This is a genomic window from Idiomarina sp. HB, assembly GCF_048059115.1.
Classification (GTDB): domain Bacteria; phylum Pseudomonadota; class Gammaproteobacteria; order Enterobacterales; family Alteromonadaceae; genus Idiomarina; species Idiomarina abyssalis.
In genome coordinates this window covers 280,825-306,332 of record NZ_JAYLVU010000004.1, presented here as the reverse complement: position 1 = coordinate 306,332, position 25,508 = coordinate 280,825, and the positions used below count along the sequence as shown (strand labels likewise).

Genomic DNA, 25,508 nt, shown 5'->3' with positions numbered 1-25,508 from the left:
TGCAATTTGTTGTATGATAGCGTCATTTCCAGCACGACAACAGGTTACAGGCTTGGTAAAACGCAGACGTCTGAACAAAGGCCAGCAACGGCGGGTTTCAGCCAACCAAAAAAAACGGCTGAAAAACACCGATATTGAGTGGACGGATAACCAACTCAATGCACCGGAAGCAGGCCGTGTTATCAGCCGCTTCGGTCAGCACGCCGATATTCGCGATGCCGAAGGCAATACCTACCGCTGCCATATACGCCGGGTTGTCGATAGCCTGGTATGTGGCGACAGCGTTCTCTGGTCCAGAGCAAGTGCCGAACAACAAGGTATGCAGGGTGTAGTTGTTGCCGTTCAGGAAAGGCATAGCCTGCTTTCCCGTCCTGATTACTACGACGGATTAAAGCCTGTTGCCGCTAACATTGATCAAATCTTCGTTATTTCCAGCGTACTCCCCAGCTTCTCATCGCAAATTATCGATCGCTACTTAGTCGCCTGTGAGGACATTGGCATAGAGCCCGTTATTGTGCTGAATAAGGCTGATTTGCTGCCCGAAATTGACGAGACCGAACGTCAATATATTGAGCAAAGGCTGAAAGACTATGAAAGCATCGGCTACAAAGTGCTTCACGTCAGCAGTGCAACTCAAAGCGGGTTGGATGCTTTGCAAGAGATGCTGAAAGACCATATTTCGATTGTTGTCGGTCAGTCCGGCGTGGGTAAGTCGTCGCTGGTAAACCAGCTTTTACCCGACGTGAACGCCGACACAAATTTAGTGTCAGATAACTCTGGATTAGGACAGCACACAACGACGGTTGCAACCTGGTATGACTTAAAGGAAGGCGGAGCCCTTATTGACTCACCCGGTATCCGAGAGTTTTCGTTATGGCACCTGGAACCTGAGAGAGTAGCCCGGTGCTATGTCGATTTCCGCGACTACCTAGGCGGCTGCAAATTCCGCGATTGTAAACATGGCGATGATCCGGGCTGCGCACTACAAGAGGCTGTCGGTAACAATCAATTGCATGAATGGCGCCTTTCTAATTATCATCGCATTATAGAGACGATGAAAACACAAAAGCCCAGTCGGGCAATTAGAGGTAAGTAACTGTGTCAAAGACCGATAAAGTCAAAATTTTCTTCCAGCATGTGATGCCGAAGCATTTAATTTCCAGGTTAATGGGAAAGTTTGCCGCTGCACGTGCCGGATGGTTCACACAGGTTTTTATCCGCTGGTTTATTCGGCAGTATAAAATTGACATGAGTGAGGCCATTCACGAGTCACCCAAGGCTTATAAAACCTTTAATGAATTCTTCACACGCAGGCTAAAACCAGAGCTTCGACCGCTGGAAGCAGACGACAACGAATTAGCACACCCGGTCGACGGTGCAGTCAGCCAGTTAGGCGACATTGATGGCGGACGCATTTTTCAGGCTAAAGGGCATGACTATTCATTACAGGAATTGCTCGGTGGCAACGAAGAAGACGCCAAGCCTTTTGTAAACGGTAAATTTGCGACTATTTATCTGGCACCGAAAGATTACCACCGCATTCATATGCCTTGCGATGGTGTCCTGAAAAAGATGATTTATGTGCCGGGTGATTTATATTCAGTAAATCCGTTAACCGCGGCTAATGTACCGAACCTGTTCGCTCGTAACGAGCGCGTTGTAGCTATTTTTGATACCGAAGTTGGCCCCATGTCCATGGTATTGGTTGGCGCAACTATCGTCGCCAGTATCGGTACGGTTTGGTCCGGCACCGTCACACCGCCTACCGGTGGCCGTATTCAAAGCTGGTCGTATCCAACGTCAGGCCACTCAGCTATACACCTCAAAAAAGGTGAAGAAATGGGTCATTTCAAACTCGGTTCAACCGTGGTGCTAACCTTTGCCGAAAACTCGATTGAATTTGATGACGATCTTAAGCCACTTTCCACCACGCGTATGGGAGAAACTATGGCAGAGATAAAAGAGAGCAACGATTGATTTTATGGGCGCACCGAGGGGCCAGTTATGAGGCCCCGGAGAATACGCTTGCCGCTTTCTCGCGAGCCATGGACAGCGGCGTGCATGGTATTGAACTGGACGTTTATGCCATAGACGGTGAACGTTTTGTGTTCCACGACCGGTATTTAGAACGCCTGACTGCCACACCCGGCCGGCTAAAAGACTTAACCGCTGAGCAGATAAAGCATCTGAAAGTGTTTGGTCAGCAGTCTATACCCACCTTGCGCGAAGCATTAGCTCATATTAACGGACATTGTCACGTAAATATTGAGCTTAAAGGTGATATGCCCACCAAAGAGCTTCTGCTTGATATTGATTACGCCCTAAAGAACACCAATTTCAAACCTGAACAACTCTTAGTTTCGTCTTTTAATCACCACTGGTTGCAGCGGCTTAAAAAGCGTCGCCCTGAGATTAAAATTGGCGCTTTGAGTGCCAGTTGCCCATTGAGCTATTGTCAGTTCGCAGAGGAGCTACAGGCGTTTTCAGCCCATTTTGCGGTAGATTTTGTGACACCTGAACTGGTTGAGGATGGTCATCGCAGGGGCTTACAAGTTTATGTCTACACAGTAGACGGCCAACACGATATTGAAGAACTGCACGCAATGGGTGTGGATGGCATTTTTACCAACCACCCCAACTACGCTCAAAATGTCGTTGCCGGTCTAACCACCGCCGGCAACGAACCTATTCTGCATTATTAGCCTGACGGACCATCAGCTATGGTGGTCCGGGTACTCTTCCTGCAACGATTCCAGCTTACGAGTGATAGCCATTGGTGAACTGGTGTTTCTAGCCAGTGCTATATACAGGGCCGGAATAACAAATAGCGTTAAAAAGGCGGATACGGCAACACCAGCAAAAATCACCGTACCAATGACCATACGACTTTCTGCTCCGGGCCCTGACCCAAGAATTAGCGGCATTGCACTCATTAAGGTTGTAAACGCTGTCATTACGATGGGCCGTAAGCGCTGTTGAGCGGCTTTAAGCACGGCTTCTTTGAACTCCATACCGGAGTCGCGCAACTGGTTCGCAAACTCAACAATAAGAATGCCGTTTTTAGCAGCCAGGCCTATTAGCATCACAATACCAATCTGACTGTAGATATTGATACTCATACCCGTTATGTACAATGCCAATAAGGCACCCACTATAGCCATAGGCACGGCCAGCATAATCACCAGCGGGTGAATAAAGCTTTCGAACTGTGCCGCCAGAACCAGGAAGGTGATCACCAATGCAAGACCGAAAACAAAGATGATTGAGTTGCCGCTTTCCTTATAAAGTTGCGACTCACCTTTATAGTCAATAGAAACATCTTCCGGAAGCTTCTCTTGCACAACTCCTTCCAGATAACTCAAAGCTTCACCCAGCGAGTAGCCTTCCGCGAGGTTCGCTTCAATGGTAACACTGCGCATACGGTTATAACGATTCAGCCGGGCTGACGTGGCTTGCTCAGTAATCGTCACCAGGTTTGACAACGGAATCAGTTCGTCACTTTTGCGTGAACGAACGTAAATGTTATCTATGGCACTTGGGCTGCGATAATCGGCTTTTTCACCTTCCAGCATGACGTCATATTCCTCGCCACGGTCAAGGTAAGTGGTTACTCGCCTTTGACCCAGTACCGACTGGAGCGTAATACCAATATCCTGTACGGAAACACCCAAATCTGCTGCACTGGCTTCATCAACCTGAATCAGTAGCTGCGGCAGCGTTTCCTTATAGTCACTGTCGAGGTTCTGCAACCCAGGATTGGTCGATGCCTCTTCAATCACAATGTCACGAAACTCAGCCAGTCGCTCATAGGTATTACCTTGCAGCACAAACTGTACCGGCCGGCCACCGCCTCCGCTAATGCCGCTGCGCATAAACGCAAAAGCCTGAACGCCCACAACAGAATCCAACTGCGATCGCATCTCTTCCATTAAATCAAAACTTGACCATTCTCGCTCGTCGAAAGGCACGGCACCGACAATAGCAATACCTGCACTACCACCCCAGCCCGGAGCCCGAACAATTAGCCGATCAATTTTTCCTTCATCGATATAAGGCAGAAGAATTTGCTCTATTTCGTCCATATGTCGGGAGCTCGACTCAAAGCTGGCCCCCTCGGCACTGCGTACCTGAATATAGAACGTACCGCGGTCTTCCGGTGGCGCAAACTCTTGAGGAATAAAGCTGAACAAGCCAAAGGCAACAACGCCGGACATAACAACCAACACGACAGCCATAAGCGGACGCTTTACGCTCTTTTCGAGCACATTGCGATACCCTCTTTCAAGCCAGTTAAAGGTCGCATCAAAAGCTCTGCCGAATTTACTGGTTCGCTCTTTCTTGCTTAATACCTTCGAGCTCAGCATCGGCGTCAGAGTTAATGCTGCGATACTGGAAAAGGCCACAGCGGCCGCTATGGCTATAGCAAACTCGGTAAAGAGCTTACCAATATTACCTTCTAAGAAGGCCAGAGGCACAAACACAGAAATCAATACCAGTGTGGTTGCTATGACAGCAAAACCAACCTCACGGGCTCCCCGGTAAGCAGCCAGAATAGGCGGCTCGCCTTCTTCTATGCGGCGATAGATGTTTTCTAACACCACAATAGAGTCATCAACGACCAGACCGATGGCTAAGACCAGCGCCAGCAGGGTGAGTAAGTTGATGGAAAAGCCCAGTGCAAACAAAACTATGTAGGAAGCAATAATGGCAACAGGTACCGTCAACGCCGGTACTATGGTGGCTCTTATGTTCCCCAGGAACAGGTAAATAACGACAATAACCAGTGCCATCGCCACAGCCAGCGTGTTGTAAACTTCATCAACGGAGCCCTGAATAAATATCGAAGAGTCGTAACTGGGCGCCAGGTACATGGTTTCAGGCAACGTTTCCTGAATTTTTCTCATCTCCCGGTGCACGTTCTTCACCACGTCCAGAGTGTTGCCTTTTGACTGCTTAATGACACCCACACCGACCATGTTAACCCCGTTACCCCGGAAGTCGGTTTTGTCATCCTCAGCACCCAGTTCTACCCGGGCAACCTCGCCCAGACGCACTAAATAGCCATCGTCGCCTTGTCGTATCACCAGGTTTTTAAAGTCTTCCGGCGACAAATAAGCCCGCGCCATACGAACCGAAAATTCTCTATCAGTTGACTCAACTTCCCCCGCCGGAAGCTCAACGTTTTCTTCACGCAAGCGGCTGACTATGTCGGTTACCGTTACCTGTCGTGCGGCCATGGCATCACGATCCAGCCAGACGCGCATGGCATAGCGACGATCACCACCAATGACCACCCGCGCGACACCGTCAGCAACTGACAAACGGTCTACAATGTATCGCTCCGCATAATCAGTCAGTTCAAGAATCGACATGCTCTCGCTGCGAAGGTTATACCAGACAATGGTGCTTTCATCGCTTGAGGCTTTTGAAACTTCGGGTGGGTCGGCTTCTTCGGGAAGATTATCGAGTACACGCGACACACGCTCACGAACGTCGTTAGAAGCGGCATCAATGTCGCGAGTCAGATTAAATTCAATACTGATACTGGAGCGGCCGTTGCGGCTGCTCGAGCTAATGTTTTTAATGCCTTCTATGCCGCTAATGCGGTCTTCAACTAATTGCGTTACCTGCGTTTCTACAACTTCGGCAGAGGCACCGGGGTAGTCTGTATCAATAGAGACTATGGGGCGATCAATATCCGGATACTCACGCAATGGCAGCATGGTAAAAGCGACAATACCGAAAACCACCAGCAGAATATTCAGTACGGTTGCAAAAACCGGACGTTTTACAGAAAGGTCAGACAACAACATAACTTAACCTCCCTGCACAGAAACAGGTACACCGTCACGAAGGCGCACAATACCTTCTATAATGACTTTTTCTCCCGGCTTAAGGCCGTCAGTAATTTCTACGATTCCCGGCTTACGACGGCCAATGGTCACTTCTTTTTGGCGCGCCCGGTTATCCGGAGTTAACACGTACACATATTGTCTGTTTTGAATTGGAATTAAAGCCTTTTCAGGAAGCAATAAAGCTTCGTCAATGCTCCTCAATAGCGTTATCTGGAGTAACATTCCCGGACGCAGGCGCTCATCATCATTATCAATTTTAGCGCGCACTTTCACGGAACGAGTCACAGGATCAACGCGCGAGTCAATACTGGAAATACGTCCGACAAACTGCTCTCCGGGGTAAGCCCGACTGCGGGTAATCACTTCCTGATCAACGGCAATACTGGCGAAGTAGCGTTCGGGAACACTAAAGTCGACTTTAATAGGTTTAATGTCATCCAGCGTTGTAAACACATCGCCGGGGCTGACTAAGGAACCTGCACTAATTTCACGAATACCGACACGGCCTGAAAAAGGTGCATGAATTTTCATTTCGCGTAATGTCGCTTCAGCCACTTCTAAGTCAGCCTGCAGACCATTAACACGTACTTGCTGCTCGTCGAACTGTTGTTGCGATGCGGCATTACCACGGCGCAGTTCACTGACTCGTTCAAGCTGACGTTTGGCTTCATCTAAACTAAATTTAAGCTGCTGCACACGGGCAACTTCTTTGCGAGCATTCAACTCAGCAAGCAGTTGTCCCTGCTCAACTAAGTCGCCGCTTTCAAAATAGATTTTTTCAACAACATCCTGAGTTTGCGCAGTAATACGAACCGTTTCATTGGCCATGGCAGTACCAAGTGCGTCGATAGTATCGCGGAACTCACTTATTTCAGCGGTCTGAATCTTGACCGGGACAGTCTGTTCCTTGCCCTCTTCAACCTTTTCTTCAGGAGGGAACCCAAACAGATACACGGCTGCCGCAATTAAAATAACGACAACAATAGTGATAGGGTTTATCCAGGAACGTTTTGCCATGTTTACCTCTAAGTTCATAATACAACGCCTTTAACATAGACCATTGTACGCAAAACACCGCCCAAAAGGCGGTGCACTTAACGAGGATTATAGCGGTTTAATCGCAAATTCAGTCGTTTGAATGAAACGCTGGACTGTATTTATGAATGGCGTTAATAAAAGCAGCCGCGTGTTCCGGGTCAACCTCAGGATGGATGCCATGGCCTAAGTTGAAAACATGGCCGGTACCTGAACCATAGCTTTGTAATATGGTTTGTACTTCTTCTTCAATACGCTCTGGCTTAGCATAAAGCACGCTGGGATCCATATTACCCTGTAGAGCAACTTGTCCGCCGACACGTCCTCTGGCATCACCTAAATCGGTTGTCCAATCCACACCCAGCGCATCCGCACCAGTCGCCGCCATAGCTTCCAGCCATTGCCCGCCATTTTTAGTAAATAAAGTAACAGGCACTTTGCGTCCGTCGGCTTCCCGTGTAAGGCCAGCCACAATTTTTTCCATATAAGCCAGAGAGAATGCTTTATAGTCGCGCGGCGAAAGCACACCACCCCAGGTATCGAATATCATGACCGACTGTGCGCCTGCAGCAATTTGCGCGTTTAGGTACTGAGTCACTGATTCAGCCAATACATTCAGCAAGGTATGCATGGCTTCAGGGTCAGCAAACATTAGCTGCTTCACTTTAGAAAAGTTTTTGGTGCTGCCACCTTCAACCATATAGGTCGCCAGTGTCCATGGGCTTCCAGAGAAACCAATAAGCGGCACACTGCCATTCAGTTCATGACGGATAGCACGCACGGCATCCATAACGTAACCCAGCTCGTCTTCCATATCGGGCACGGCCAGGTTCTTAATAGCTGCCATACTGCGTACCGGGTCTTTAAACTTCGGCCCCTCACCTGTTTCAAAATATAAGCCCAGACCCATGGCGTCAGGAATGGTCAGAATATCACTGAAGAGTATGGCTGCATCCAGGTCGAACCGGCGCAACGGCTGCATGGTTACTTCGCAAGCGAGTTCAGTATTGCGGCATAGTGACATAAAGTCGCCGGCCTGCGCGCGCACTTCTTTATACTCAGGTAAATAGCGTCCAGCCTGACGCATCATCCAAACGGGAGTGCGATCAACGGGTTGTTTTGCCAATGCACGAAGGTAACGATCATTTTTAAGCGCCGGAGCGGTCATAGCGAATCCAATTTTTAATCAACATCAATGCCCGGTATTTTATCAGTCCGCAGGCATTGGCTCCATGAAAACTTGTGCTTACCTCTTTTGAGAGAGATCAATCAAGGTTCTTGCTATGGTTCCCTCGGGGGGGATCATGGGCAGATTATCAAAAGCGAACCAGTCGCCGGTAATCAGTTCGTGTGGGTCAATATGCAGCTCACCTTCTGCCCACTCGGCGGTAAACCCCATCATCAATGAATGAGGGAAAGACCAGGGCTGACTCAAATGGTATTGAATGTTCTTAACGCGAATTCCTGCTTCCTCATAAACTTCTCGCTCTAATGCCTGCTCCAGACTCTCACCCGCCTCAACAAAGCCAGCGAGAATGGAGTGCAGTCCGGCTTTATGTCGCTTACCCTGAGCCAATAAAATGTTATCGCCTTTGCGAATAGCAACAATAATGCACGGCGACACTCTGGGGTAACAGCGATGCTGGCATTGGTTGCAGTGCATTGCCAATTCCCATTCGATAGCCTGCATCCGCGCACCACAGCGACCGCAGAACCGGTGTGTATTGAGGAAGTCACTGAACTGGCGTGCCCTGCCGGCCATTGCAAACTTTTCCATGTCTTCAACGGCAAGAAGCTGTCGCAAGGGGGTAAACGCACCTCCTGTAAATTGCTCATCCATGTAATCTGCCATTACCAGGTAGCAACTGCGCTCACGCAGCTCACCTATCTCGACAACCCGGTATTCATCTAAATCCGGAAAACTTAATTCCCGTAAACAACCGAATGGCACTTCGCCGGCAGCATCTAAAAAAAGGTGATCGGAGCTGACGACGAACCACCATGCGGGTTCATCATCTGCAGGTTTTGAATACAAAGTGGCCATAATAATTCCGCGTATCGAATCCGCTGAGTTTTCTGTAAAATCAGTTGAGTTCTAATGCTTCTGAATTTACATTAGGTACTGAAACTATAAACGGAGAGTATCATGTTAAGCCGTAATGAGCAGGCAAAAAAGCGCTGGGGCGGCGCTCATAAAAGTATCGATATCTGGTTGTCTGAACGCCAGGACTTATTAGTTAATTACTTTAAGCTTGCCGCGCTCCCTCCGTACGAAAGCATCCGTCAAGGCTTACCTGATGTTGCCGATATCCGGAACTTCTGCGGTCAGTTGGTCGACTATGTATCAAGCGGTCATTTTGAAATTTATGATCAAATTGTGCGTGAGGCCAGCTCGCAGGGAAACTCTGTTGATGACTTAGCAGATGACCTATTTCCTTTAATTTCTGACACGACCGAGATTGCCTTAGACTTTAACGATAAATACGGGGACATCAGTTCTACGGACCACTGTGAAACCTTCGATAGAGATTTATCCGCATTAGGCGAAGCGCTTGAATTAAGAATGGAATTTGAAGATAAACTCCTCAACCATTTAGACGAACATAATCTAATACCCGCCTAGCACAGTTACCAACAAAAAAGCGCCGGCAAATCTACCGGCGCTTTTATCAACTAAGCCGTTCTTACTCTTGTTCTGTATCCAGTTCGTCTTTTTGAACATTCAGCAATTCAACAGTAAAAATTAGCGTTGAATTTGGTGGTATCTGGCCACCACCCACTTCGCGCTCACCGTAAGCCAGTTCAGCCGGAATCACGAAGCGATATTTACCGCCTTCTTTCATCAGCTGCAAACCTTCTGTCCAGCCAGGAATAACGCGGTTCAATGGAAATGATGTTGGCTCGCCACGCTCATAAGAACTGTCAAAAACCTCGCCATTTACCAGCGTACCTTCATAGTGAACTTCAACCATGTCGGTTTCTGAAGGGCTGACTCCATCACCTTCTTCCAGCACTTCGTACTGAAGACCTGAGTCAGTCGTTTGCACACCTTCTTTCTTCGCGTTTTCAGCTAAGTAAGCCTTACCTTCTTCTTCTGACTTTTTACCTAAAACGTTTTGGCGCTGTTCCATGACTTCCTGACGCATCGCATTTAGAATTTCTTCTGCTTCTTCATCAGTCAGTTGAGGATCACCTTTTATCGCATCGACAAAGCCGGCAATAACAACATCACGCTCAAGCATATAATCCGCTTCTTCCTGACGCTCCAGGTTACGCGCGATAAAGCCACCAACAGACGAGCCTAAGGCATACGCCTGCTTATCTTTCTCATCAACTAATTCAGTGTCATTAGCAGGAAATTTCTCTTGTGAACAAGCAGTCAGCGCCAGCGCGATGGCTGAGATAGCTAACGGCTTCATCAGTTGTTTCATCGTTTTCTCCAATTATCGTCTTGCATCCTTTCGGACTATGCCATAATAGTGTTATGTAACAGACCCATACTACACAACCATAAGGAACTTGCCTATGCCTTTTCTCAAGCTGTGCAGCGCACTCATGCTGCTCATTGCCATGGCAGGTTGCCAACCATCACCAGAGAAGGTCAATAAAGCAATTCACGCGGAAAATGGTACCTACGCCGCCGATATAGCTGATGATGGCAGTTTCAGTCTGGTCTCTACAGATGAGACCGGGTTACTGCTTTGGCCACGTTACGCCACCAACGCAAAGTATCAGTGGCAACATAATGAAAGTGAAGTTTCGCAAATTATCGATGTTGATATCAGCGCAGATGGCGCAGTTGCCGTCGCTGCTTCTCGTAAAGAGTTCTCCATGTGGGACATTGAGAGCGGCGAAAACTTAGGGTTCTGGAAAATAGGTTCCGGGGGTATACAAAAGCTTGTCGTCAGTAAAAAGGGCGGAACAGTGGTGCTGGGCAAGCGTGATGGCACACAGGTTGCCTTTAACCCCGCTTCAGGTCGGCGCATTGAATTTTATGGTCATACCGAAACCATTAATGCGCTGGATATTTCTCCCAACGGTTTTTATGTGCTCAGCGGTTCTAATGACCACTCGGCCATACTATGGGATACCCGTAGCGGACAAATTGTCCACCGCTGGCCACTAGACGGACGCACCACGCAGGTTGCTCTGCACCCCGATGGACGTTTCGCATTTATTGCAGACGCTACCGATAACGCCGTTATCCGCTCTCTCCCTGATGGAAAACCCGTTTCCAAGCTTAAATTCATGGAGCGTCATAAAATTTTTAGCGCCGCTCGCTTTAGCGCATCCGGTGACTATCTCCTTACCGGGTCACCATCACGTCAAATTGCAATTTGGGACACAGCGACAGGGAAACAACTCTCACATTGGCGGGTAGATTTACGCGACGGTGGCCGCCCAAGCAACGCTTCTGTGTTATCTGTCGTCTTCGATGAAGAAGAACAAATGGTTATTAGTGAAAGTTCTGCCGGCCTCGCCGAGTGGTGGAATATTGATTTAACAGGTAGTAAAGAATGACAATAGAAAAAATTGAAGCGCAGTTGAATAACCTGGAAATGCAGCTCACCTTTCAGGAAGACACCATTAACTCATTAAATAAGCTGGTTACCGAACAAACTCAACAAATGACTGAAATGCAAAAGCAGATTCGGTGGCTGGGCAAACGCTTGAAACAAATGCAGGAGAATCAGTCAACTGACTCCGATCCGGCCGCTGAACCACCGCCACCTCACTATTAAAGTCATCGAGTTTACCTTGACCTTGGTAAAACAGGTCAGTATAACAACTGTTCTTATTTAGTTTGCGAGAATGTTATGTCATCGAAGCACCCGATAATTGCCGTTACCGGTTCATCAGGAGCAGGAACTACCACAACAGGTCAGGCGGTACGCCACATCTTTCGCTCGTTAGATGTCAGCGCCGCCTTTGTGGAAGGCGACAGTTTTCATCGCTATTCTCGCCCCGAAATGGATTTGGCCATTCGCAAAGCGCAAGAGCAAGGGCGGCATATCAGTTACTTTGGAGCTGAAGCCAACGACTTCGACCGTCTGGAGTCTTTATTTCGTTCATACTCGCAAACTGGTAACGGTAAAGTTCGTCGTTACTTACACAGCTTTGACGATGCCGTGCCTTATAACCAGATGCCCGGCACGTTCACCCCATGGGAAGAGCTTCCAGAGAGCACCGATGCCTTATTCTACGAAGGCTTACATGGCGGTGTCTGTGGTAATGGTTACGATGTTGCGCAGTATGTCGACCTGCTGATAGGTATGGTACCCATCGTTAACCTGGAATGGATCCAGAAACTGATTCGTGACACATCTGAGCGCGGTCACTCACGTGAAGCGGTAACGACCAGTATCGTGCGTGGTATGGAAGATTACATTCACCATATTGTGCCGCAATTCTCGAGAACTCATATTAACTTTCAGCGGGTTCCCACTGTCGATACCTCAAACCCGTTTAGCGCAAAAGACATACCATCGCTGGATGAGAGCTTTGTTGTCATACGTTTTCGTGGTATTAAAAACGTCGACTTCCCGTATTATCTGCAAATGATTGATGGCTCGTTTATGTCGAGGACCAACACCCTGGTTGTGCCCGGCGGCAAAATGGCGTTAGCTATGGAATTAATTTTAACGCCGCTTATTGAACAAATTATGGAAAGGAAAAACCAGGTACGACGTCAGGTTGACTGGATATCAAGTAAGTAACTACTCACCAACCAGCCAGCGGCTGTGAAAATTCGCACCTTTGTCCTGCGCTAATGTTTTGCATAACAAAGGCAGTAATTGCTCACTGTCCTGAACGACACCATAAGGCGGATTCACCCAAAGAAAGCCACAGCCATGGAGACCTTTACGTTCATCGTTTGTTCGTATGTTGAGCTCCATTATCATGGTTTTAGGAATACCCGGAAGAGCCGCAACATCACGGTGAAAAGCCGCTGTTTTCAACTCGTCTTTTATTGGGTACCAAACCGCGAAACTGCCGCTTTTCCAGCGCTTCAAACCCTGTTTAAGAGCATCAACCACGTCATCGAATTCGCTTGTATTTTCAAACGGGGGATCAATCAGAACCAGGCCCCGCTTTTCAATTGGGGGCAATTGTGAACGAACCGCTTCATACCCATTCACCGGCGCCAGTACCTGCACCTGTTTATGTTTCCCTAAAGGAGTCTGTTTAAGCGTTTCTGCATCTTCTTTGTGCAATTCACAAACAACCAGCCGGTCCCCCTCGCGCAGAAACTCTGAGGTTAACACGGGCGACCCCGGGTAATAACGCAAACTCTCACTGCCTGGGTTAAGACCACTGACAATTCGTAAATACTGTTTTGCTAAGGGCTCATCTGTCGCTTGCTCAGCAAAGCGCACAATACCTTGTTCGGCTTCGGCTGTTCTAACGGCTTCGTCACCTTGTAAATCGTAATAGCCAATACCACCATGGGTATCCAGTACAAAATATGGCTTGTTCTTCTGCTGAAAGTACTCAAGTGCACGGGCCTGCAGCAAATGTTTAAAAACATCCGCAAAGTTGCCCGCGTGAAAAATGTGTCGGTAATTCAAAGGTCAGTCGTCTTTCTGAGGAGATTCAATGCGATAGCTGTGTGTCATTTTAACGGAAGCTTCCAGCATTTTAGCAACAGAACAGTACTTGTCGGCTGAAAGTTTTACTGCACGCTCAACATGCTTTTCGTTAATGTCTTCACCCACCACAACAAATTCCAAATGAATTTCGGTAAAGACTTTAGGAACTGACTCCGCCCGCTTACCGGATAACTCGCAGTAACAGCGATGTAGGTTTTGTTTGGCTTTTTTAAGGATGCTGACAACATCAACCGATGCGCAACTTCCTGCGGACATCAGCACCATTTCCATTGGGCTTGGCGCATTCCCCGGGCTGTCACCGTCCATGACCACCTGATGGCCACTACCTGATGTAGCCACAAAGGTCATATCATCAACCCAGGCAACCTTCGCGCTCATATTATTTGCTGACATTAGGAGAATCCTTACTGGAGTGCTTAAAAACTATAGCCGGTAACTTTGCAGGCGTTCATCAAAAAGGTTTTTCACCAGGCCGACAAACTCATTAATGAAAGCTTCCTGCTGAGGGGTTGGGTGTGTATCCAGAACTTTAGATAACACTTCTTCTAAATCGTAAACAATAGCGTCGGTTTCACGGACAATATCCAGACGCACTTCCTGATCAAGCTCGTTTTGCTCAAAAACCGCCATCATGCTTTCTGATAAGCGCTCTTCCATTAAGTCACGTAAGGTGTAATCGGCTGTTTTTGCGCTATTACCCTGCTCAGTAAAGACCGGTAACTGACCTGTCAGGTACTGGATGAGCTCAATATATCCGTCTGTTTCAACTATCATCTGCTTCTCTTTGTCACGCGGCCAGGCAACCATTCACGTTGCCCAGCCGATAAACTAGCACAGATTGTGATTAAAATTTAAGCCCTGGCGCTAAATTCTCAGGTAAACTCATGCTGTCAGCTTCCACTGACGCAACCGGATACGCACAGTAGTCGGCCGCATAGTAAGCACTGGCACGATGGTTACCACTTGCTCCAATGCCGCCGAAAGGTGCGGCACTGCTGGCACCAGTAATCGGCTTATTCCAATTCACAATACCTGCGCGAATATGTTTGAAAAAGTAACGATACGTTTGTTCATCGTCACAAAGCACACCGGCAGATAGGCCGTAACGTGTGTTGTTCGCTTCTTTGATGGCTTCATCAATATCTTTAAAGCGATACACTTTTAGTAACGGACCAAAATGCTCTTCATCCGGCAGGTTTTCAACGCCGGTAACATCGACAATGCCCGGGGTTACAAAACCTTTCTTTGAGTCAGCCTGCTTCATGCGCACTAATGACTTAGCGCCTTTATGCAGCAACTCATTTTGTGCATCGACCATTTCGCCCGCAGCTTTAGCAGAAATCATTGCGCCCATAAACGGCTGAGGATCTGCTTCGTAGTCATCGACCAAAATGTTTTCAGTCACTTCAATTAAACGCTCAAGCACTGCCCGACCCTGTTCTGAGTCTTCAATGAACAAGCGGCGTGCACATGTGCAACGCTGACCTGAAGTAATAAAAGCCGACTGTACGATGTTATGAACCGCCGCATCAATGTCAGCAACGTTAGTAACCAGCAAGGGGTTATTACCGCCCATTTCCAACGCAAGAATTTTGTCTGGACGACCGCCAAATTGTTTGTGCAACAAGTGCCCTGTGTTTGATGAGCCGGTGAAGTACAAGCCATCAATTTGAGGGTGTGCCGATAATGCTTTACCGGTTTCAACTTCGCCCTGAACCAGGTTTAAAACGCCGGCTGGAATGCCTGCTTTTTCCCATAACTTAATGGTTTCCTGAGCAACCATTGGTGTGAGTTCACTTGGCTTAAACACTACCGTATTACCGGCAATTAGTGCTGGTACAATGTGCCCGTTTGGCAAGTGTCCCGGAAAGTTATAAGGACCGTAGACGGCAACCACACCGTGTGGTTTATGACGAATAAAAGCTTTAGCCCCCGGCATTTCGTTTTCCACGGTACCCGTGCGCTCATGGTAAGCACGCTCAGAAATCGCGACTTTGCCCATCATAGCGCCCACTTCGGTACGGGTTTCCCACACAGGTTTGCCGGTTTCTTTTGCCATGACCTGCGCCAAGTGCTCTTTATTTTCTTCAAGTAACGCTGAAAACTTTTTGCAGATGGCTAAGCGCTCTTCGACGCTGCGGCCCGCCCAGTCAGGAAAGGCTTTGCGAGCAGCCATTACCGCTTTTTCTACCTGAGCTTCACTGGCGGATTCACCGCTCCAGATAGCTTCATTACGGGCCGGATCAATTGATTTAAACAGCTGACCTTCGCCTGCTTCCCAACAACCATCGATAAATTGAATACTGTTCGTCATACAAATACTCCTGCTTAGAGTGCAACAATGCGGGCTTCATCGCCGCTTTCTAAATGCATTGCCTGTGCTTGTTCTGTCGTCAATATGAGTTCTTCTGCGCCTTCTGGCAAAGAAAGCTTTGTCGCGCGGAAGTTCTTCAACTGCGTATTACACACAATATGAGGAACACCCTCACCTTCTGCTACCGAGTCGCGCACTGCTACCGGCACTAAACGGCTGTTACGCACACTGTTGAGATTACAAACTTCCGCTTCAACCGTTGGTCCGGCGTCAAAAATGTCCACAAAACCTCTGAAACGGAAACCTTCCGATTCCAACAGTTTCAGAGCCGGGCGCGTATTGTCGTGCACCTTTCCGACCACCGCTTGCGCTTCTTTACTCAACAAGTTGGTATAAATAGGGAAGCGAGGCATCAGTTCAGAAATAAAGACTTTATCGCCAATTCCGCTTAAGTAGTCGGCTTTTGGAAAGTCCATTGAGAAAAAGTTCTCTTCCAACCAGTTCCAAAATGGCGAGTCTCCATTTTCATCTGAGACGCCACGCATTTCGGCTATTACCCAGTCACTGAAGCGTTGCTTAAATTGCGCCAAAAACAACATGCGGAAGCGTGACAATGTACGTCCGTTCATGTTGTGTCGGTAAGGTTCTCGCAAAAACAACGTGCATAGCTCGGAAACACCGGTGTAGTCATTACACAGAGTAAGAGTTTCCAGCGCATTATAGATATTGAGCTTCTCTGAATGATGCACAACTTTACCCAAGCGGTAATGCCAGAAGGCTTCATTCAAACCCACCGCAGCTTCGATACCACTAACACCTGCAATAGTACCAGTTTCGGTATCTTCCATAACAAACAGGTAGCTTTCATCACCGGGTGTTTCAACGGTGTCTTTAGCAAAAGCTTTTTGCGCCGCATTAATACGACGCTCCAGCAGCGACTGGTCTACCGGTAAGGAAGTAAAACCATGGCCGGACTCAATCGCGCACTGATATAACGCTTCGTAATCTGACGGCTTAATGGGTCTGATTAGCAACATAAAACAGCCTCAGTTATTGACCGACAACCTGAGCAACGGCTTTTTCAAAGCGCTGCAGGCCTTCTTTTACGTCTTCTTCAGAAATGACCAGTGACGGGGTAAAGCGCACGACATTAGCGCCGGCAATTAAAACCATTACGCCATGCTCCTGGCCCGCTAATAGGAAGTCGCGTGCGCGTCCTTCGTATTCTTTATTCATTGCCGCACCAAGCAATAGACCCTGGCCACGAATTTCGCTAAACACGTTATATTTTTCGTTAATTGCCGCCAGCTGCTCTTTAAACCACTGCTCGCGTTGCTTAACGCCATCCAGAGTTTCTTTGGTATTAACAATATCGAACACCGCTTCTGACACAGCACAAGCCAGCGGGTTTCCGCCGTAAGTACTGCCGTGTGTACCTGGTTTAAGATGCTCTGCAATTTCAGTTGTTGTTAGCATAGCGCCAATAGGGAAACCGCCGCCCAATGCTTTCGCTGACGTCAAAATGTCCGGTGTAACACCCAACTGCTCATAAGCATAAAGGCTACCGGTACGGCCAAAACCCGTTTGCACTTCATCAAAAATGAGCAACGCGTTGTTCTGGTCACAAAGTTCACGTACCGCTTTCACAAACTCCACGTCAGGGCTAACCACGCCACCTTCACCTTGCAGCGGTTCCATCATGACAGCACAAGTGTCATCAGAAATCAGCGCCTTTAGCGCATCAATATTGTTGTAATCAACATGATCAACACCGCCAGGTTTCGGTCCAAAACCATCAGAGTATGCAGGTTGACCACCAACGGTTACCGTAAAGAAAGTACGCCCGTGGAAGCCTTTAGTGAAAGCAATAATTTTTTGTTTATGTTCGCCGTGCTTTTCAATCGCCCAGCGACGCGCCAGTTTTAATGCCGCTTCGTTGGCTTCAGCGCCTGAGTTAGCGTAGTAAACACGATCAGCAAAAGTTGCCTCGGTCAGCTTTTTCGCCAGACGAATTGCCGGCTCGTTCGTAAACACATTACTTAAATGCCAAAGCTTCTGGCTCTGTTCCTGCAGAGCTGACACCATCGCCGGGTGGCAATGACCAAGACAGTTCACAGCAATACCGCCTGCAAAATCAACGTATTCACGACCGTCCTGGTCCCATACCCGGGCGCCTTTGCCCTTTACCGGGATCATTGATGCAGGGTTATAGTTGGGAACCATTACGTCATTAAACATTTCACGGTTTACTGTCATATTGTCTGCCATTACTCTCGTCCTTATCGCCTTAGCGAGTTAACAAAGGTGTCAACAAATTCATTTCTCAAAGTAGCCCGCTATTATGCCAAAATTTGTTCACTTTGTCTGTGATAATTCCGTTATAAATCGCTTAAAACGGGGCTTTACGCTTTTCTTGCATCAGATACGAATAGTTATGCTAATGCATGCAGAAAGAATGAATCTTTAGTCATAATTTTTTCTCAAGATAACTTGTTAAACACCTTGTAACATTTACCTACGAAAAATTGCATTGCTTTTTATTAGTACTTACCTTAGCCTGAAGTTTATTGAATGAATGCTCGGCGACAGAGAATACTATGGACAATCAGACCCCAACTCTGGAATCCCCTTCTCAACCACAGCTAAAGCTGGCTTACTTACGTCCAGGCGATATGATTGATGTAGAGTTTGCGTCCGCAGCGAAAGTACGCACAAAGCTCCAGCTGGTCGGTTTTGACACCGGCAAATACCTTTTATTAAAACAGCCCAACCCCCGTACCGAAGGGAGCTACTCAGATGTTTTATTTGAGGGTAACCCGGTTATTGTCCGATTGGTTTTAGAGGGAGAGACTGGCGAGTGTATTGCGTTTAAAACGAAAATTAGAGCGGTAACTAACTTCCCGTTCAGGTTGTTGTACTTAGAATACCCTGAGCAAGTTGAGAACAGGGCGTTAAGAGCGCAAAAGCGAGTACGCACCCACATTCCGGTTGATGTCACTGCGGACAATAGCCAAGCAAGCACTAAGAAAAAGCTCGCCAGTGGCGTCATTGTCGATATCTCTTCCGCCGGATGCAGGATCGTTTTTAAAGCCACGCCCAATGAAGCCGGTAATGTTACTCATATGAATATTAAGGTGGGCATTGGTTCTGGCGCGCATAAAGAAGCACTGAGCCTTTCAGGCCAAATTATGAACCAACGCAAAGAGCGAGGGATGATCAGTGTTGGAGTCCGCTTCACCGACAATGAAGCCCATATTAATAATGTATTCGACCATCTGTTGATAGACACAGAGTTTGAGTGTTAACGCTTTACTCCGGCACAACAATAGGCGGTCGCTTTAAACTCACATTATTTAAGCGTGCAATGGTGTCTGCTGTTATCGAGTACTTATTCAACAGGTGTTTACCTTCTTCCAGGCTGGCTAAGTCCACTTCTCTTAACATTCTGAATTCACAATAGGCGTTTGCCTGCGCCAGAGCTTGCGCGTAATCAGATTCATTCTCTTCGGCTTTACTTTGAGTGAAAGCTAACAGGTGTTTACTAACAGGAACGCGTTTCAAACCCCAGCCTTCAGCCACTAGGTAACTGACGTCTTTGTCCTTCTCCAACATTAAGTCGCGTAAAAAGCGCTCATCCGGAGTCAGTTTTACAATCGTATTATGCCGCTCAGGTGATTTATCGTTCACGCTTTGCATCGCAAATTCACGTTGCACGTCGTCGAATAAGCGAAGATACAGTTTGGTTAACGCTATCTTCCCAAGCTCATGGAACATGCCAATAGTATAAGCAAGTACCGGATCCCGCAGCTTACGCTCTACCGCAATGTTATGCGCTGCAATAGCCGTCCCCAAAGAGTGTTCCCAAATTTTACGACGGAACAACATGAAAGGTTGTGCAGCCGGAGGCAGCCAGTTTTGCATGATGTATGCGGGCGCTAACAGTCGCAAGTTTTCGGTGCCCACAAAACTCATGGCAACACGTAAATTATCAATTTTTACCTGCTTGTTGCGATCGATAAAAGGAGGTTGATTGACCGTTCGAAGCAACCCTGTGTGAAACCAGTCCATACCCTGCACCACTGACTCAATGCGGCGCATAGAAGCGGCTTTCAGACTTAAGGTATCCAGTAGCTCTGGCAGTTTCTCAGGAAGCGGTATCAGACGTTCGCGAATGTAATCGCCGTCATCTATCGTTTTCAATGCGCGGTGGTAGATCTCTTCATGCAGTTCGTCAGAAATACGGTCAGCATAACGTTGCCGCGCCTGGGCCTTACGGTCACGTTCTTCATAGTTCAGACGCTCCACTTCCAGCAGTTTACGTAACTGCTCTTTGTCTTCCTCGTCGGTACCGTCAGCCTTTGAACGAGCTTTGCGCGCAAACGGAAAACTTATCAAATAGTTGATAAAACGTTTTTCTAAACGCAGGGCCGGGTCATTACTGCCGCCTTCCGTGGTACCCGCAAAAAAGTGGAACATATTACCTCTATATTAACTGAACTGCGGCAGCATTATGTTGAATAAACTTCACAAATGCTACTTACTGATTATCGTATATAACGTAAAAAATTCGCTAACAAATTATGACCCTGAGCTGTCATTACCGACTCTGGGTGGAACTGTACGCCGAATAAAGGTAAGTCCCTATGCCTAATAGCCATAATTTCCAACTTTCCCCGTTCGCTCTCTGTATCGGCATCAATTAAGAAATCTGTTGGCAAACTGGCCGGGCAAACTACCAACGAATGGTAGCGTGTCACTTCAAGAGGGTTGTCTAACTGCTGAAACAGTCCGTTACCGTTGTGTCGAATAACCGATGTTTTTCCATGCATCACTTTTTCGGCGCGAACAACTTTGGCACCAAATACCTGAGCTAATGCCTGGTGCCCAAGGCAAACGCCCAGTATCGGAAGCTTCTTTCCAAAGTGTTGAATAGCGGCCAAAGACACGCCGGACTCGTTGGGTGTGCAAGGTCCGGGAGATATCACAAGAGCTTTCGGAGAGAGTTCTTCAATGCCCGGAACTGTTATTTCATTGTTACGAAAAACAACAACATCTTCCCCCAATTCACGGAAATAGCGAGCCAGGTTGTGAGTAAATGAGTCGAAGTTATCAATTAGTACGATCATGCTATAGAGTTTGCCAAAGTTTCATCGCTGCCTGACAATCCCCTTGTTTCGCGCTGTTCCGGAGACTCACTCACCATAATGACAATTACCCAGGGTAAGGTACAAAACCTACCGCTTTATAAACATCTGACAAAGTTTTTGCTGAGGCTTCACGTGCTTTATCAGCACCTTGCTTCATAACTTGCTGCAAGAACGCCTGATCATTACGCATTTCGTGATATCGCTGCTGAATAGGCTCAAGCATAGCAACCACTGATTCCGCTACATCGACTTTTAAATGTCCGTACATTTTGTCTTCATATTCCGGAACCAGTTCGTCAATTGATTTACCGGTAGCTGCGGACATAATGCTGAGCAAATTTGAAACGCCAGGCTTCTCCTCAGGATTAAAGTAAATGCGTGCCTGTTCATCGGAGTCGGTAACGGCTTTCTTTATTTTCTTCAGAATTTTCTTCGGCTCTTCCAGTAAGCCAACAAAGTTATTTGGATTGTCGTCCGACTTAGACATTTTCTTAGTCGGCTCCTGCAGTGACATGACTCGCGCACCCACTTTTGGAATCATTGGTTCTGGAATGGTGAAAATATTGCCGTACAGATTATTAAAGCGCTCGGCCACATTGCGTGTCATTTCCAGGTGCTGCTTCTGGTCATCACCAACCGGCACTTCGTTTGCCTGATACAACAGAATGTCTGCCGCCATTAGTGCCGGGTAGGTAAACAATCCAGCATTAATATTATTAGCGTGACGCTGAGACTTATCTTTAAACTGCGTCATGCGGTTGAGCTCACCCATTTGTGTGTAGCAATTGAGAACCCAGGCCAGCTGAGTATGTTCAGGAACATGCGACTGGATGAAGACGGTACTTTTCTCCGGGTCCAGACCGCAGGCTAAATACAAAGCCAGACCATCCAGTGTTGCCTGCTGCAGTTTTTCAGGTTCCTGACGCACGGTAATTGCGTGCTGATCAACCAGCATGAACTTGCAGTCGTGAGTATCCTGCATATTCACCCACTGACGTAGTGCGCCAATGTAATTACCAATAGACAACTGCCCTGACGGCTGACAACCACTTAATACAATTGGTTTAGACATTCTTATTCCTCTACGAACCTGTTACCGCAGCGATTTCATCGCGCATTGTCTGGATGACACTGGCGTAATCATCCGTATTAAAAATAGCTGAACCCGCAACGAACATATCCGCGCCAGCTTCCGCAATTTCACCAATATTTGAAACCTTAACTCCACCGTCGACTTCCAGACGGATATCACGACCGCTCTCTTCTATACGTTTACGCACAGCTCTCAACTTATCCAGAGTTGAAGGAATAAATGACTGCCCTCCAAAGCCCGGATTTACTGACATCAGCAAAATCACATCGACTTTATCCATTACATGATCAAGGTAGTGCAGCGGCGTCGCAGGGTTTAGAACCAACCCAGCCTGACAACCACTTTCATGGATGAGCTGCAAAGTCCTATCAACGTGATCGGAAGCTTCTGGGTGGAAAGTAATAATGGAAGCACCGGCTTCTGCAAAGTCAGGAATAATCCGATCAACAGGCTTCACCATCAAATGTACGTCGATGGGCGCTTTGATACCGTAGTCTCTCAGCGCTTTACAAACCATAGGCCCGATAGTGAGGTTAGGGACATAGTGATTATCCATAACGTCAAAATGTACAACATCGGCACCTGCACTTAATACCGCATCTACCTCTTCACCTAAACGGGCGAAGTCTGCCGACAGTATAGATGGCGCAATTAGTGGTTTCATCGTTCGTTTTCCCGACCTTGATTAAAAAAGAGCGTTATTGTAGCAGTTAACCCCGGACAAAAAAATTCGCATCGATGACTAGAATTTTTACAAAATCGCTGATAAATTGGTCAATCTAGATTTTGGAGAGGCTTTATGCGACTACTCACAATGATTACTTCACTGGCATTAGCTGCGTTTACCGCATTTGCTTTGGTGAGCCCGTCGTCTCTTATGGCCCAAAAAAATGCTACCCAAAAATGCCAACAACTTATGACTGAATCCGAACAAAACAGTAATTCAACTCAGTGCCAATTAGCAGCAGAGCAAGTTACCTGGTTTAGTTGGTTAACCGGTGACAGTCGTTCGGTACAGTTCCACTTTTTCGATTTGGTTGAGTTAATCTCAAGCTCAAGCGATAGCAGCAAAAAACGTTACCAAAACGAATACACCGATTAATGTCCGATTCCTCCGATAGCAAAGCACCTAAGCTCGGCATTGTCAGTATGGTTGTAAGTGTCCTGGCTGCGTTTCTGGGTGTGCAAACTGAAAAAAACCGCCAACGCGACTTCCAGCACGGAAGCCCCAAAGCCTACATAATCATTGGCGTTATTCTTACCATTTTGTTTGTACTTGGTTTAGTTGGTCTCGTTAATATTGTGATGGCGAACGTAGCCTGACGTAAATAACACCAGGCTACGGCATGACACTTCATTTACGCAGCTTTAATGCCGCTATGTCTTAGCAACGGCTCGACGCTGGGTTCGCGACCACGAAATTCCTGAAATAAGTCAGCAGCTTTACGACTGCCGCCGCGCTCCAGAATAACTTGCAGGAAGTCACGCCCGGTTGCGGCACTGAAAATACCTTCCTCTTCAAAACGTGCGAACGCGTCTGACGACAGTACTTCAGCCCATTTGTAGCTGTAATACCCCGCAGCATAACCTCCGGCAAAGATATGACCAAAGCTGTGCTGGAACCGGTTGTACTCTGGCGGAATACGTACAGAGGTTTGCTCCCGAACTTCACTCAAAATTTCGCTAATACGTGCGCCTTTGCTTTCATCAAACTCGTGGTGAATACGCATATCAAACAGCGAAAACTCTAACTGACGCATCATTTGCATAGCCGACTGGTAGTTACGTGCCGCCAGCATTTTATCCAGCAGTTCCTGTGGTAATGGTTCGCCGGTTTCATAATGACCAGAAATAAGCGCCAGTGCCTCCGGCTCCCAACACCAGTTCTCTAAAAACTGACTTGGCAGCTCTACGGCATCCCATTCAACACCGTTAATACCAGAAAGCCCTGCCGTATCGACCTGTGTCAGCATATGGTGTAGACCATGGCCAAACTCGTGGAATAACGTCAGTACTTCGTCGTGAGTAAAGAGCGCAGGCTTACCACCCACTGGTTTACTGAAGTTACAGGTTAAAAACGCCACCGGGTTTTGTAGCTCACCGTCGGCATGAACCCGACGCCCAACAAAGTCCGCCATCCAGGCGCCGCCGCGTTTACCCTGGCGGGCATACAAGTCTAAATAAAAGCTGCCACGCAAGTGACCATCGGCGTCATGAATGCGGAAAAAGCGCACATTCTCATGCCAGGTTTTCACGTCTTTCTGCTCACTCACCGTCATGCCGAACAAGCGCTTAACCACTTCAAACAGACCATTTAACACTTGTTGTTCCGGGAAGTACGGGCGCAGTAACTCATCTGAAATGGAGTAGCGTTGTTGCTTCAGTTGCTCACTGAAATACGGCACGTCCCAGGCTTCCATTTTCTCAACGCCCTGCTCTTTTGCAAAGGCTTCCACCTCAGCGTATTCTTCTTTTGCCTGCGACATCGACTTGTCAGCTAAGTCTTTCACAAAGCCCAATACCTGCTCTGGTGACTCTGCCATTTTTGTTGCTAGCGACATTTCGGCGTAGTCATTAAAGCCAAGCAACTTAGCCGTTTCATGGCGCAAAGCCAGGGTCTCATCCATCACTGCCGAGTTATCAAACTTACCACCGTTAGGCCCGGTTTCTGACGCTCGGGTTACAAATGCCTGATACATGTCCTTGCGAAGCTCCCGGTCTTCGGCATACAGCATCACTGGCAGGTAACTGGGGATATCCAGGGTAAATAACCAGCCTTCTTTTTCCTGATCGGCCGCTGTTTCTTTCGCCGCTTCTTTAATGCTGTCAGGCAGTCCGGCTAAGCGACTTTCGTCCGTAATTAAGCAAGTCCAGGCGTGAGTCGCATCCAGCAAGTTGTTGCTGAACGTCGACGACAAGTCAGATAGGCGAGAAGAAATTTCAGCGTAGCGTTTCTTTTTGTCCGCGGGTAAATCGACACCCGACAAACGAAAGTCACGCAAGGTATCGTTAATGAGCTTCTGCTGAGCTTCGGTCAGTTCGGCAAATTCATCACTGTTACGCAGCGTTTCGTAGGCATCAAACAAGCCTTTGTGCTGACCAACATAAGTTGCATAGTCAGACAACAACGGCAGGCAGCTGTCATGGGCTTCACGCAACTCAGGCGTGCTGACAACCGAGTTTAAATGCGACACCGGCGCCCACACGTGCTCTAACTTTTCATCAGCGTCGGTTAAAGGCTCAATTAAGCCGTTCCAGCTGAAATCTCCTCTCGCAAGCACGTCATCAATTGTCTGCCGGGCATGCTCTATGCACTCTTTCAAAGCAGGCTGAATGTGCTCAGGTTTAATTTGCTCAAAGTCAGGAAGCTGGTTCTGTTCTAATAACGGATTACGGCTCATTGTTACCTCAATTTTTTCAAAATGCTTACAGTAGATATTGGGGCTTTAGGCT

At 47.6% G+C, this 25,508-nt stretch carries 26 protein-coding genes; 10 read left to right on the top strand and 16 right to left on the bottom strand.

The window, feature by feature from the left end; translation table 11 throughout:
• Positions 1-52: 52 nt before the first annotated feature.
• Genes rsgA through VBY75_RS12495 form a run of 3 tightly spaced genes read left to right on the top strand, consistent with a single transcriptional unit; the run spans position 53 to position 2,702 of the window.
• Positions 53-1,096: a small ribosomal subunit biogenesis GTPase RsgA gene (gene rsgA, locus VBY75_RS12505; protein WP_222237023.1), complete on the top strand. Its 1,044-nt coding sequence runs from the start codon at positions 53-55 to the stop codon at positions 1,094-1,096.
• Between the two features lie 2 nt (positions 1,097-1,098).
• Positions 1,099-1,977, top strand: a complete 879-nt coding sequence (gene asd / locus VBY75_RS12500) for an archaetidylserine decarboxylase (protein ID WP_054490240.1) — start codon at positions 1,099-1,101, stop codon at positions 1,975-1,977.
• Complete coding sequence (locus VBY75_RS12495; protein WP_271332320.1) at positions 1,974-2,702, top strand: glycerophosphodiester phosphodiesterase; 729 nt, start codon at positions 1,974-1,976, stop codon at positions 2,700-2,702. The genes asd and VBY75_RS12495 overlap by 4 nt, the downstream gene beginning before the upstream one ends.
• Before the next feature lie 12 nt (positions 2,703-2,714).
• Here the strand turns inward: VBY75_RS12495 and VBY75_RS12490 are convergent, their stop codons facing one another.
• The 4 genes from VBY75_RS12490 to nudC all read right to left on the bottom strand — a co-directional run bounded on the left by VBY75_RS12490 (position 2,715) and on the right by nudC (position 8,934).
• Positions 2,715-5,813, bottom strand: a complete 3,099-nt coding sequence (locus VBY75_RS12490) for an efflux RND transporter permease subunit (RefSeq protein WP_054490236.1) — start codon at positions 5,811-5,813, stop codon at positions 2,715-2,717.
• Between the two features lie 3 nt (positions 5,814-5,816).
• Positions 5,817-6,872, bottom strand: a complete 1,056-nt coding sequence (locus tag VBY75_RS12485) for an efflux RND transporter periplasmic adaptor subunit (RefSeq protein WP_416512853.1) — start codon at positions 6,870-6,872, stop codon at positions 5,817-5,819.
• A 109-nt stretch (positions 6,873-6,981) separates the two neighbouring features.
• Positions 6,982-8,058 carry a uroporphyrinogen decarboxylase gene (gene hemE / locus VBY75_RS12480; protein ID WP_222235859.1) on the bottom strand — a complete coding sequence of 359 codons (1,077 nt, stop codon included), beginning with the start codon at positions 8,056-8,058 and terminating at the stop codon, positions 6,982-6,984.
• Between the two features lie 78 nt (positions 8,059-8,136).
• Positions 8,137-8,934 (bottom strand): NAD(+) diphosphatase, encoded by a 798-nt coding sequence (nudC, locus tag VBY75_RS12475; protein WP_287816544.1) that lies wholly within the window; start codon positions 8,932-8,934, stop codon positions 8,137-8,139.
• Between the two features lie 102 nt (positions 8,935-9,036).
• Here nudC and rsd point away from each other — a divergent pair, with 102 nt between their 5' ends.
• Entirely contained in the window at positions 9,037-9,513 is a 477-nt protein-coding gene (rsd, locus tag VBY75_RS12470; protein ID WP_287816546.1) for a sigma D regulator, read from the top strand.
• A 61-nt stretch (positions 9,514-9,574) separates the two neighbouring features.
• Here rsd and fkpA read toward each other — a convergent pair whose 3' ends face one another.
• Entirely contained in the window at positions 9,575-10,321 is a 747-nt protein-coding gene (fkpA, locus tag VBY75_RS12465) for an FKBP-type peptidyl-prolyl cis-trans isomerase (protein ID WP_054490227.1), read from the bottom strand.
• Between the two features lie 94 nt (positions 10,322-10,415).
• Between fkpA and VBY75_RS12460 the strand changes: the two genes are divergently transcribed.
• The 3 genes from VBY75_RS12460 (at position 10,416) to VBY75_RS12450 (ending at position 12,607) form a co-directional block, all read left to right on the top strand.
• On the top strand, positions 10,416-11,411 hold the full coding sequence (locus VBY75_RS12460; protein WP_416512811.1) for a WD40 repeat domain-containing protein: 996 nt from the start codon (positions 10,416-10,418) through the stop codon (positions 11,409-11,411).
• Positions 11,408-11,632, top strand: a complete 225-nt coding sequence (locus tag VBY75_RS12455; RefSeq protein ID WP_416512809.1) for a SlyX family protein — start codon at positions 11,408-11,410, stop codon at positions 11,630-11,632. The genes VBY75_RS12460 and VBY75_RS12455 overlap by 4 nt, the downstream gene beginning before the upstream one ends.
• A gap of 75 nt (positions 11,633-11,707) precedes the next feature.
• Positions 11,708-12,607, top strand: a complete 900-nt coding sequence (locus tag VBY75_RS12450) for a phosphoribulokinase (RefSeq protein WP_054490221.1) — start codon at positions 11,708-11,710, stop codon at positions 12,605-12,607.
• Here VBY75_RS12450 and VBY75_RS12445 read toward each other — a convergent pair whose 3' ends face one another.
• From VBY75_RS12445 to VBY75_RS12420, 6 genes are read right to left on the bottom strand one after another with little or no spacing between them, the layout of a single operon-like run.
• Entirely contained in the window at positions 12,608-13,459 is an 852-nt protein-coding gene (locus tag VBY75_RS12445; RefSeq protein ID WP_273022457.1) for a 23S rRNA (adenine(2030)-N(6))-methyltransferase RlmJ, read from the bottom strand.
• A 3-nt stretch (positions 13,460-13,462) separates the two neighbouring features.
• Positions 13,463-13,894, bottom strand: coding sequence for an OsmC family protein (locus VBY75_RS12440; RefSeq protein ID WP_054490219.1), 432 nt, complete (start codon positions 13,892-13,894; stop codon positions 13,463-13,465).
• A 30-nt stretch (positions 13,895-13,924) separates the two neighbouring features.
• The gene (locus tag VBY75_RS12435; RefSeq protein WP_233399135.1) at positions 13,925-14,308 is read right to left on the bottom strand and encodes a DUF3802 family protein; all 384 of its coding nucleotides are present in this window, start codon (positions 14,306-14,308) and stop codon (positions 13,925-13,927) included.
• A 37-nt stretch (positions 14,309-14,345) separates the two neighbouring features.
• On the bottom strand, positions 14,346-15,815 hold the full coding sequence (astD, locus tag VBY75_RS12430; protein ID WP_224798534.1) for a succinylglutamate-semialdehyde dehydrogenase: 1,470 nt from the start codon (positions 15,813-15,815) through the stop codon (positions 14,346-14,348).
• Between the two features lie 14 nt (positions 15,816-15,829).
• Positions 15,830-16,852 (bottom strand): arginine N-succinyltransferase, encoded by a 1,023-nt coding sequence (gene astA, locus VBY75_RS12425; protein ID WP_054490215.1) that lies wholly within the window; start codon positions 16,850-16,852, stop codon positions 15,830-15,832.
• A gap of 13 nt (positions 16,853-16,865) precedes the next feature.
• Entirely contained in the window at positions 16,866-18,071 is a 1,206-nt protein-coding gene (locus VBY75_RS12420) for an aspartate aminotransferase family protein (protein WP_054490255.1), read from the bottom strand.
• Between the two features lie 341 nt (positions 18,072-18,412).
• Between VBY75_RS12420 and VBY75_RS12415 the strand changes: the two genes are divergently transcribed.
• Positions 18,413-19,120, top strand: coding sequence for a flagellar brake domain-containing protein (locus tag VBY75_RS12415; protein ID WP_416512805.1), 708 nt, complete (start codon positions 18,413-18,415; stop codon positions 19,118-19,120).
• 4 nt (positions 19,121-19,124) lie between these two features.
• Here VBY75_RS12415 and VBY75_RS12410 read toward each other — a convergent pair whose 3' ends face one another.
• The 4 genes from VBY75_RS12410 to rpe form a co-directional block, all read right to left on the bottom strand.
• Positions 19,125-20,291: an HDOD domain-containing protein gene (locus VBY75_RS12410; RefSeq protein WP_273022464.1), complete on the bottom strand. Its 1,167-nt coding sequence runs from the start codon at positions 20,289-20,291 to the stop codon at positions 19,125-19,127.
• Positions 20,292-20,359: 68 nt separating this feature from the next.
• A complete protein-coding gene (locus VBY75_RS12405; RefSeq protein WP_271332315.1) occupies positions 20,360-20,941 on the bottom strand; it encodes an anthranilate synthase component II in 582 nt (193 codons plus the stop codon).
• Between the two features lie 85 nt (positions 20,942-21,026).
• A complete protein-coding gene (gene trpS / locus VBY75_RS12400) occupies positions 21,027-22,034 on the bottom strand; it encodes a tryptophan--tRNA ligase (protein ID WP_054490206.1) in 1,008 nt (335 codons plus the stop codon).
• A gap of 10 nt (positions 22,035-22,044) precedes the next feature.
• The gene (gene rpe, locus VBY75_RS12395) at positions 22,045-22,719 is read right to left on the bottom strand and encodes a ribulose-phosphate 3-epimerase (RefSeq protein ID WP_054490204.1); all 675 of its coding nucleotides are present in this window, start codon (positions 22,717-22,719) and stop codon (positions 22,045-22,047) included.
• A gap of 135 nt (positions 22,720-22,854) precedes the next feature.
• On the opposite strand from rpe, the gene VBY75_RS12390 reads away from it, so the two are divergent.
• Entirely contained in the window at positions 22,855-23,157 is a 303-nt protein-coding gene (locus tag VBY75_RS12390; RefSeq protein ID WP_271332314.1) for a hypothetical protein, read from the top strand.
• Entirely contained in the window at positions 23,157-23,378 is a 222-nt protein-coding gene (locus VBY75_RS12385) for a DUF2970 domain-containing protein (RefSeq protein WP_416512802.1), read from the top strand. Before VBY75_RS12390 ends, VBY75_RS12385 begins: the two co-directional genes overlap by 1 nt.
• 35 nt (positions 23,379-23,413) lie before the next feature.
• Here the strand turns inward: VBY75_RS12385 and prlC are convergent, their stop codons facing one another.
• Positions 23,414-25,456, bottom strand: a complete 2,043-nt coding sequence (gene prlC / locus VBY75_RS12380) for an oligopeptidase A (RefSeq protein ID WP_416512800.1) — start codon at positions 25,454-25,456, stop codon at positions 23,414-23,416.
• Between the last annotated feature and the right edge of the window lie 52 nt (positions 25,457-25,508).

Excerpts from the sequence above, each read along its gene's own strand:
- VBY75_RS12455 (WP_416512809.1), top strand. The coding sequence starts at position 11,408 with ATGACAATAGAAAAAATTGAAGCGCAGTTGAATAACCTGGAAATGCAG.
- fkpA (WP_054490227.1), bottom strand. The coding sequence starts at position 10,321 with ATGAAACAACTGATGAAGCCGTTAGCTATCTCAGCCATCGCGCTGGCG.
- VBY75_RS12440 (WP_054490219.1), bottom strand. The coding sequence starts at position 13,894 with ATGTCAGCAAATAATATGAGCGCGAAGGTTGCCTGGGTTGATGATATG.
- VBY75_RS12460 (WP_416512811.1), top strand. The coding sequence starts at position 10,416 with ATGCCTTTTCTCAAGCTGTGCAGCGCACTCATGCTGCTCATTGCCATG.
- hemE (WP_222235859.1), bottom strand. The coding sequence starts at position 8,058 with ATGACCGCTCCGGCGCTTAAAAATGATCGTTACCTTCGTGCATTGGCA.
- VBY75_RS12485 (WP_416512853.1), bottom strand. The coding sequence starts at position 6,872 with ATGGCAAAACGTTCCTGGATAAACCCTATCACTATTGTTGTCGTTATT.
- VBY75_RS12415 (WP_416512805.1), top strand. The coding sequence starts at position 18,413 with ATGGACAATCAGACCCCAACTCTGGAATCCCCTTCTCAACCACAGCTA.
- VBY75_RS12390 (WP_271332314.1), top strand. The coding sequence starts at position 22,855 with ATGCGACTACTCACAATGATTACTTCACTGGCATTAGCTGCGTTTACC.
- VBY75_RS12405 (WP_271332315.1), bottom strand. The coding sequence starts at position 20,941 with ATGATCGTACTAATTGATAACTTCGACTCATTTACTCACAACCTGGCT.
- VBY75_RS12450 (WP_054490221.1), top strand. The coding sequence starts at position 11,708 with ATGTCATCGAAGCACCCGATAATTGCCGTTACCGGTTCATCAGGAGCA.
- rpe (WP_054490204.1), bottom strand. The coding sequence starts at position 22,719 with ATGAAACCACTAATTGCGCCATCTATACTGTCGGCAGACTTCGCCCGT.
- trpS (WP_054490206.1), bottom strand. The coding sequence starts at position 22,034 with ATGTCTAAACCAATTGTATTAAGTGGTTGTCAGCCGTCAGGGCAGTTG.
- nudC (WP_287816544.1), bottom strand. The coding sequence starts at position 8,934 with ATGGCCACTTTGTATTCAAAACCTGCAGATGATGAACCCGCATGGTGG.
- VBY75_RS12435 (WP_233399135.1), bottom strand. The coding sequence starts at position 14,308 with ATGGTTGCCTGGCCGCGTGACAAAGAGAAGCAGATGATAGTTGAAACA.
- VBY75_RS12385 (WP_416512802.1), top strand. The coding sequence starts at position 23,157 with ATGTCCGATTCCTCCGATAGCAAAGCACCTAAGCTCGGCATTGTCAGT.
- rsd (WP_287816546.1), top strand. The coding sequence starts at position 9,037 with ATGTTAAGCCGTAATGAGCAGGCAAAAAAGCGCTGGGGCGGCGCTCAT.
- astD (WP_224798534.1), bottom strand. The coding sequence starts at position 15,815 with ATGACGAACAGTATTCAATTTATCGATGGTTGTTGGGAAGCAGGCGAA.
- VBY75_RS12410 (WP_273022464.1), bottom strand. The coding sequence starts at position 20,291 with ATGTTCCACTTTTTTGCGGGTACCACGGAAGGCGGCAGTAATGACCCG.
- astA (WP_054490215.1), bottom strand. The coding sequence starts at position 16,852 with ATGTTGCTAATCAGACCCATTAAGCCGTCAGATTACGAAGCGTTATAT.
- VBY75_RS12490 (WP_054490236.1), bottom strand. The coding sequence starts at position 5,813 with ATGTTGTTGTCTGACCTTTCTGTAAAACGTCCGGTTTTTGCAACCGTA.
- prlC (WP_416512800.1), bottom strand. The coding sequence starts at position 25,456 with ATGAGCCGTAATCCGTTATTAGAACAGAACCAGCTTCCTGACTTTGAG.
- VBY75_RS12420 (WP_054490255.1), bottom strand. The coding sequence starts at position 18,071 with ATGACAGTAAACCGTGAAATGTTTAATGACGTAATGGTTCCCAACTAT.